We start from the raw sequence: 6,690 nt of genomic DNA on the forward strand, positions 1-6,690 counted from the left end.
CACCGGCGCGAATCAGTACTTCCCGTTCCTGGTCGTCGGCGAGTAATTCGGCCCATAGGGCGTCGACATCCGCGGATGAGGGGGATGCGTCGAGGTCGACGACCGTGTAGCACAGCTGTGGCGATTCGAGAGCCGCGACCGCACCGAGCCCCCAGGCCGCGGCGCCGGTCAGGTCGATGTCCTCGTTGCGGAAGGCATGGGAGCCGCGCGTCACCTCGATCACCCTCGGCCACTGCTGCAAGTTCGTGCCATCGATGCGACGGAGAAGATCGATGATGCGCACCGTCGTATCGGTGAGGGCTTCATCGAGGTCGCCTGCACCGGGACTACGTAGATCGATGATCGCCGTCGGCGCCGTAGCGAGGTCGACATCGTCCAGATTGTCGACCGTGGTCACCCGGCCCCCGGCCTGCTCCAGCCGTCCGGCCAGCGCTTCGGCCAGTGGATCGGCTGGATCGGTCTTGGGGGCGAGGATGAGCCAGTTACCGGGCGCTGCCTCGGGGTCGAGAGGTTCCGGCAGCGTCAGGTCCTCGGGCGCTCGGGCCAAGAGCACAGCCTGTGAGCCCGGGCCGGGATGAGCGGGATCGCCGAGTGCGGCGACGTCGTCGTAATCGACGGATCGCAGCAGTTCCAGCCAGCTCTGCGCGGTGAGCAGCGGTGTCTGCGGGCGCACCCGCTGATCACGGAACGACCACCAGCCCTCGGTGAGGCCGAAGGTGAGATCCAACCAGGGGTTGTCCGGGGCCGCTTCCACCAGCAGGAGCGCGCCGCCGGGCGCGAGCGCCTCCTGCAGGAAGAGCAGAGTCTTCTTGACGTCCGCGGTGGCGTGCACGACATCGGATGCCACGATCAGGTCGAACGTTCCCGGTGCGATGTCCTGGGAGATCAGATCGTGTTCGAGGTCGAGCGCACGGTATTCGACGAAGTCGAAGGCACGGAAACGGTCCCGGGCGGCGGCGAGGAACGCGGGTGACACATCGGTGAACACGTACTCGGTCCGCTCGGGCGGCAGTACCGGAAGCAGACTAGAGGTCAGGCCGCCGGTGCCGCCACCTACCTCGAGAATCCGTAGGGTGCGTCGCGGGTCGGCGGTTTCGGCGAGCCGGTGCACCACCTGCCGGGCGAGCACATTGTAGAACCGGGCGATCGGCGAGTTCTGGTAGATAGCTTCGGTATCGACCAGTGTTCCGTCGGCGAAGAGCAACTCGAGGGGGTCGACCCGACCGACGAGTACATCGTGCAGGTGCTCACCGGTGCGGCGTAACAGCAGGAGTTCCCAGGCGCAGGCGGGGTATCGGGCGAAAAGCTCGGACCACAGCGTCTGCACGTCCGTATCGGCTGTCCGTGCGATCCGATAACAGTTGCCGGTTCGGCTCAGCGTTCCTTCGGCGATCGGCAATTTCAACAGGCCGTGCAGCGCCCGATGGTACTTCGGCAGAAGCGAGGGAAGCTCCGCCACCGCGAACTCCTCGGCCGGCTCGAACGCTTCCAGGCAACGGGACACATAGGCCGCGCAGAGTTTCGCCACGTCGCGCTGGTAGTCACCGGCGTATACGGCGCGGTCGAGGCGCTCGGACAACTCCTGCGTGAGCGGACCGAACTCATCGGCCAACTCCGTCGGACCTACCGTGACAGCACTGCGTTCCGGCCGCTTCACCCGGCCGCTCGGCTGCCAGGTGAGCATGTAGAAATCGTCGTCGGCGCGGTCGGCGGGCCCTTCTTCCCGGTGGTGAACTGCCTTACCGGACAACGAGGTGTACTCGGCGACCACCGCACCCTGCTCGTCGAGCAGGTAGATATCGACGAGCAGGGTGTCGTCGTTCTTGCGCGGGCGGGTGTAGCACCACACCGGCAGGTCGACCGGCCGGTGCAAGCGTATCCGCTCGATACCTGTCGGCAGGTAATTCGTCGGCAGCAGGCTGTCCGGGTGGTCGGCACGAGGGTGCAGGATGGCGCTTTGGAAGCACGCGTCGAGCACAGCGGGATGCAGCAGATACCCGTCGAGCCGGTTACGCAGCACCCGCGGGGCACGGATCCGTGCCAGCGCTTCACCGGCACCGACATGTATCCGCTCGATACTGCAGAATGCGGGACCGTATGCGTAGCCACGGCGGGCGAAGCGCCCATAGACGTCGACGGCCGTGAAGGTGGCGTCGCACCGGGCCCGAATCGCCGTCAAGTCGAACGCGGACATATCGGGGCCGGGGCTCACGGCGGACATGGTGTGGAAGCGTCCTCGGGCGTTACGCAGCCAGGTGTCGCCGCGCACGGCACGCTGATGGAACTCGAATGTCCCGGTGTTCGGGTCGAGCTCGAGCCTGCTGATCTGCGGTTCCCCCGTCAGAACGCAGGCGCGCTCGAACTCGACGAACTCCAGCGCGCACCGCTGCCCGGTCGCTTCGCCTGCGGCGGCCAGCGCGGCTTCGACATAGGCGGCGCCGGGTACGATCACCGACCCGAACACATCGTGCTCGCGCACCCACGTCAGACGGTGGTCGTCCCAGCTGATCTCCCAGGTCGGGCGCACGCCGTCGACCCGGCGTATCAGCGGATGTTGCTGCCCACCGGTGCGATCCCGGTGCGAAACCTTGCTCTCGTTCCAGAACGACTGGCGAATCCACGGATTGATGGGTAGTTCGAGCACGGGTGCGCCCGTGGGGTGGCGACGACGCCAATCGATCGGGCAACCATGGGTGTAGAGGCGGGCGAACGTATCGAGAAAGACCGCCCAGTCGTCCTTCTTGCGCACCAGAGTAGGAACGACGACGGCATCACCGGTGATCTCGGTGACGGAATTGGCCAGCACCGGGTGGGGGCTCAATTCGACGAAGGTCTCGTAGCCTGCGGCGAGCATTGCCCGGATGGCGGGTTCGAACAGCACCGGCTGGCGGAAGTTCCGCCACCAGTATTCGGTGCCGAGTTCCGTTCCCTCGATCCGAGTGCCGGTGAGTGTCGAGTAGAGGGGGATATCGGTCGGCGTGTGCTCGATCTCGCCGAGCGCCTCGAGCAGTTCCTCTCGTAACGGGTCCATATCCTGGCTGTGGCATGCGCAGTTCACCCGGAGCAGGCGAGCGAAGATACCGCGTTCGGTCAGTTCACCGGCCAGCGCCTCCAGCACGGGACGCCGGCCGGACAGCGTGCTGGCCTGTGGGCTGTTGACCGCCGATACCCACAATTCGTCGGGGTGAGCGGCGCACAGCTCCTGGGCCTGCTGTTCGGAAACGGCGACGAACATCATCCCGCCGGACGGGTCGGCCCGGTCCTGGATTCGCGCACGATGGCAGATCACCTTCAGTGCCTCGGGCAGTGACAGCGCTCCCGCGACATGGGCGGCGGCGATCTCTCCCATGCTGTGGCCGAGGACCGCGTCGGGGGATACACCCCAGGACTTCCAGAGTTCGACCAGCGCGACTTGAAGGGCGAACATGGTCGGCTGGAGATATCGGGTCTCACCGATCCGGGAGGTTTCCTCGTCCGCGGTGAGCTCGTCGTAGATGGACCAATCGATGTATTGTCCGGCCAATCTGTCGCATTCGAGGATCTTGTCGCGATAGACCGGCGATGTCTCGAGCAGTGTGCGGCCCATCGCGTACCACTGCGGACCCTGGCCGTTGAACAGGAAGGCGACCTTGCCGGTGTGGCCGTGCCGGACCTGGCCGGTGACCGTATCGCCCGCCCGCAGTTTGGCGGCGGCTTCGGCCGCCTCGACGGCGACAACGGCACGTCGGTACTCATGGTGGCTGCGGCGCAGTGCGCTCGCCGCGCTGATGTCGGCCAGCTCAGCGCCGGGGTGTTCCAGCATGCGCCCGTAGCTCTCGGTCAGCGCGTCGAGAGCGGCTTCGCTACGGGCGCTGAAGGTCAACACTGTCGGGCCTGGTATCACCGGTCGTTCGGTGTCGGGGTGAGTCGCCGCAACGGACACTGTTCCCGCGACATCGAGGGTCGGCGGTATCGCAAGGGCTTCGGACAGTACGACATTGGCATTGGTGCCGCCGAAGCCGAACGAGTTGACACTGGCGATGGCGACCTCGTATTCGGCGGGCCACTGGCGAGCCGTCGCGGCGACCTCGATCGGCAACGACTCGAACGCGATATCCGGATTTCCCTCTCGGAAATGCAGGCTCGACGGTATACGCCGATGGTGTACGCACAGCGCCGCCTTGATCAGTCCGGCGATGCCCGCAGCCGCCTCGAGATGGCCGATATTGGTTTTGATCGACCCCAGTAGGGCGTTGCGACCTGGTTCGCGTCCGGTGTGCAGCACCCTGCCGAGAGCGTTTGCCTCGATCGGATCACCCACCGGCGTACCGGTGCCATGTGCCTCGACGTAGCCGACTTCGCGGGGAGATACGCCCGCAACCGCCAGCGCCGCCCGGAAATTCGCCTCTTGGGAGTCGCCGCTGGGCACCGTGATGCCCTGGGTACGGCCGTCCTGATTGACGGCGCTGCCGCGGATCACGGCATAGATCCGGTCACCGTCCACTTCGGCCCGAGTCAGCGGTTTCAGCATCACCAAGCCGACACCTTCACCACGCACGTACCCGTTCGCCGACGCATCGAAGGCCCGTGAGCGACCGTCCGGGGAGAGCATCGCGGCCTGGCTCAAGGCGATACCGAATTGAGGGGTCAGCATCAGATTGACCCCACCGGCCAGCGCGAGTTCGCTCTCGCCGCGACGCAGGCTTTGTACGGCCAGGTGTACAGCGACCAGGGACGAGGAGCATGCCGTATCGATGGTCATACTCGGCCCGAGCAGATCGAAGGTATACGACAGGCGGTTGGATACGATGCTCATGAACGTGCCGGTCGCCGAGTGGGGGCCGAGCCCCTCTATTTCACTCGGCGCGGACTGGAGGGCACCGTAATCCTGGCTGCACGCCCCGATGAACACCCCTGTCCGAGTACCCGCCAGCTCGCCGGGCACGATACCCGCGTCTTCGAATGTCTCCCAACCCACTTCCAACAGCAGCCGCTGCTGGGGGTCCATCTGCTCGGCAATACGGCCCGAAATGCCGAAGAAGGCTGCATCGAAGGTGTCTACCTCGCCGAGGTATCCGCCTTGACGCGCGCTGATCCGACCGGGCTGTTGCGGCTTGGGCGAATAGAAGTGGTCCACATCCCAGCGATCAGCGGGGGTGGGTGAGATGGCGTCGACCCCCTGTTCGAGCAGATCCCACAGTTGTTTCGGGCCGGTGGCCCCGCCAGGCAACCGGCAGCCGATACCGATGATCGCGACGGGCTCGTTGTCCGCGTAAGTCATTTCTGCTCCAGGTAGTCGAACGCGGCGAGCACTTGCGCCGTGGTGAACACGTCCTGAGTAGCTCGGAAAGAGCTGTAACTTTCGGTTTCCGGATACGGGTAGCGGCCGCCGAACCACGAGCCGTCCGGCCGACGACGCTCGAGCAACCATTCGACCGCGCGCCGAACCGGCGGCTCGGTCGCGTCCATGCCCGCGTGCGCCAGTGTGCTCAGAGCGAGCGCTGTTTGTAGTTCGGGAGCGGACGGATCCCCGTGGAAACCGTCGACCTGCGAGAACCAGCTTCCGTCGGGGCGTTGCCGAGCGAGAACGAAATCCCGGGCTTTTGCTACAGCGGCGTAATTACCGAAATCAACGAGTGCGGCGACGGCTGGCCGCATCAGATAGTAATGGGTGCAGTAGTAGTACCAGTTTATGCCGAAATGTCCCTCGGCATTCTGTTTCTTGGTCAGATACTCCAACGCTTCGTCCAGGTACACCGGCTCGATACCGACCCTATCCAGAGCGCAGATAGCAAACCCTGTCACCGATGGCTCCATCTGAAAAGCCTTCGGAATGTGGCTGTGTACTTCTTCCCACGGCCCGTGCGGCAGCTGTCTGCTTCGAAGAAAATCTGCCTTCCGTCGCGCTGATTCATTGTGCCCCAGGATCGCCAGGGCAGAAATGTACTCGCTACTCGTCTCCGTACAGTATTCGGCAGGACCTATTTCGGTCGCACCCCAACTGAGCATCCCGGTATGCTTCTCTCGTCCGGAAAGGAACCCCAGCACCGCGTCGATCACACTCGCGTAGTCCTCGGGCAACACCTTTCGCCAGACAGCGATGGCCTTCAGCGCGTTGACCGAGTCCCACTCCTGGAAGACGACCACTGACGGATCTTCGGCTATCGATCCATCCGGTTGAAGGCAACGACGAAAATAATCGATCGCTTCGACAACGACGCGATCTATGGTCAGATCTCGCTCTTCGAAAATCCGCTCCAGCATGCTCGAACTAACAAACCCGACCCGAGTCCCAGCGCGAGCCGAGTTTCTCGAGGTAATTCTTGTTCATGTTTCTGCCCCGTGCGTCAATGGAATCCGCGACCACCGAAGGGCCGACAGCGCAACGGCTGTGAAGCTACCACGAAGCAACCCGGACGGCTACTCCATCGATGGGAAACCCGCCATCCCTCGCCGGGCTCCAACACGCTCTCGCGGTAACGTTTTGGATACATTGCCGACGCGTTCCGCTAACACTCGATTTCGCCGCCCCTCGATGCCTTCCGAAAGGTTGCTGCCTCGCTACCGGTGAGGTACCGTCCCGCTGCCGGAAGCGCCATTCCGGTGGATTGGGAGCCACAAATGAACGATGGGGATACCGACCGCTGCGAACGGGTGGATGTCACTACCCTCGGAGATCTGCTGGACCGCCGAGCTCATGCACACCCCGAC

Annotated in this window: 2 protein-coding genes; both read right to left on the minus strand. The window is 64.4% G+C overall.

Annotated features, from left to right (window positions below; all coding sequences use genetic code 11):
• The coding region (locus tag B0T44_RS25635; RefSeq protein WP_081512712.1) for a type I polyketide synthase at positions 1 to 5,260 on the minus strand (5,260 nt) is incomplete at its 3' end.
• Positions 5,257 to 6,243 (minus strand): prenyltransferase/squalene oxidase repeat-containing protein, encoded by a 987-nt coding sequence (locus tag B0T44_RS25640; RefSeq protein WP_077120960.1) that lies wholly within the window; start codon positions 6,241 to 6,243, stop codon positions 5,257 to 5,259. The genes B0T44_RS25635 and B0T44_RS25640, both read right to left, overlap by 4 nt.
• Positions 6,244 to 6,690 lie beyond the last annotated feature (447 nt).

The sequence above is a fragment of the Nocardia donostiensis genome, assembly GCF_002081715.1.
Taxonomy (GTDB): domain Bacteria; phylum Actinomycetota; class Actinomycetes; order Mycobacteriales; family Mycobacteriaceae; genus Nocardia; species Nocardia donostiensis.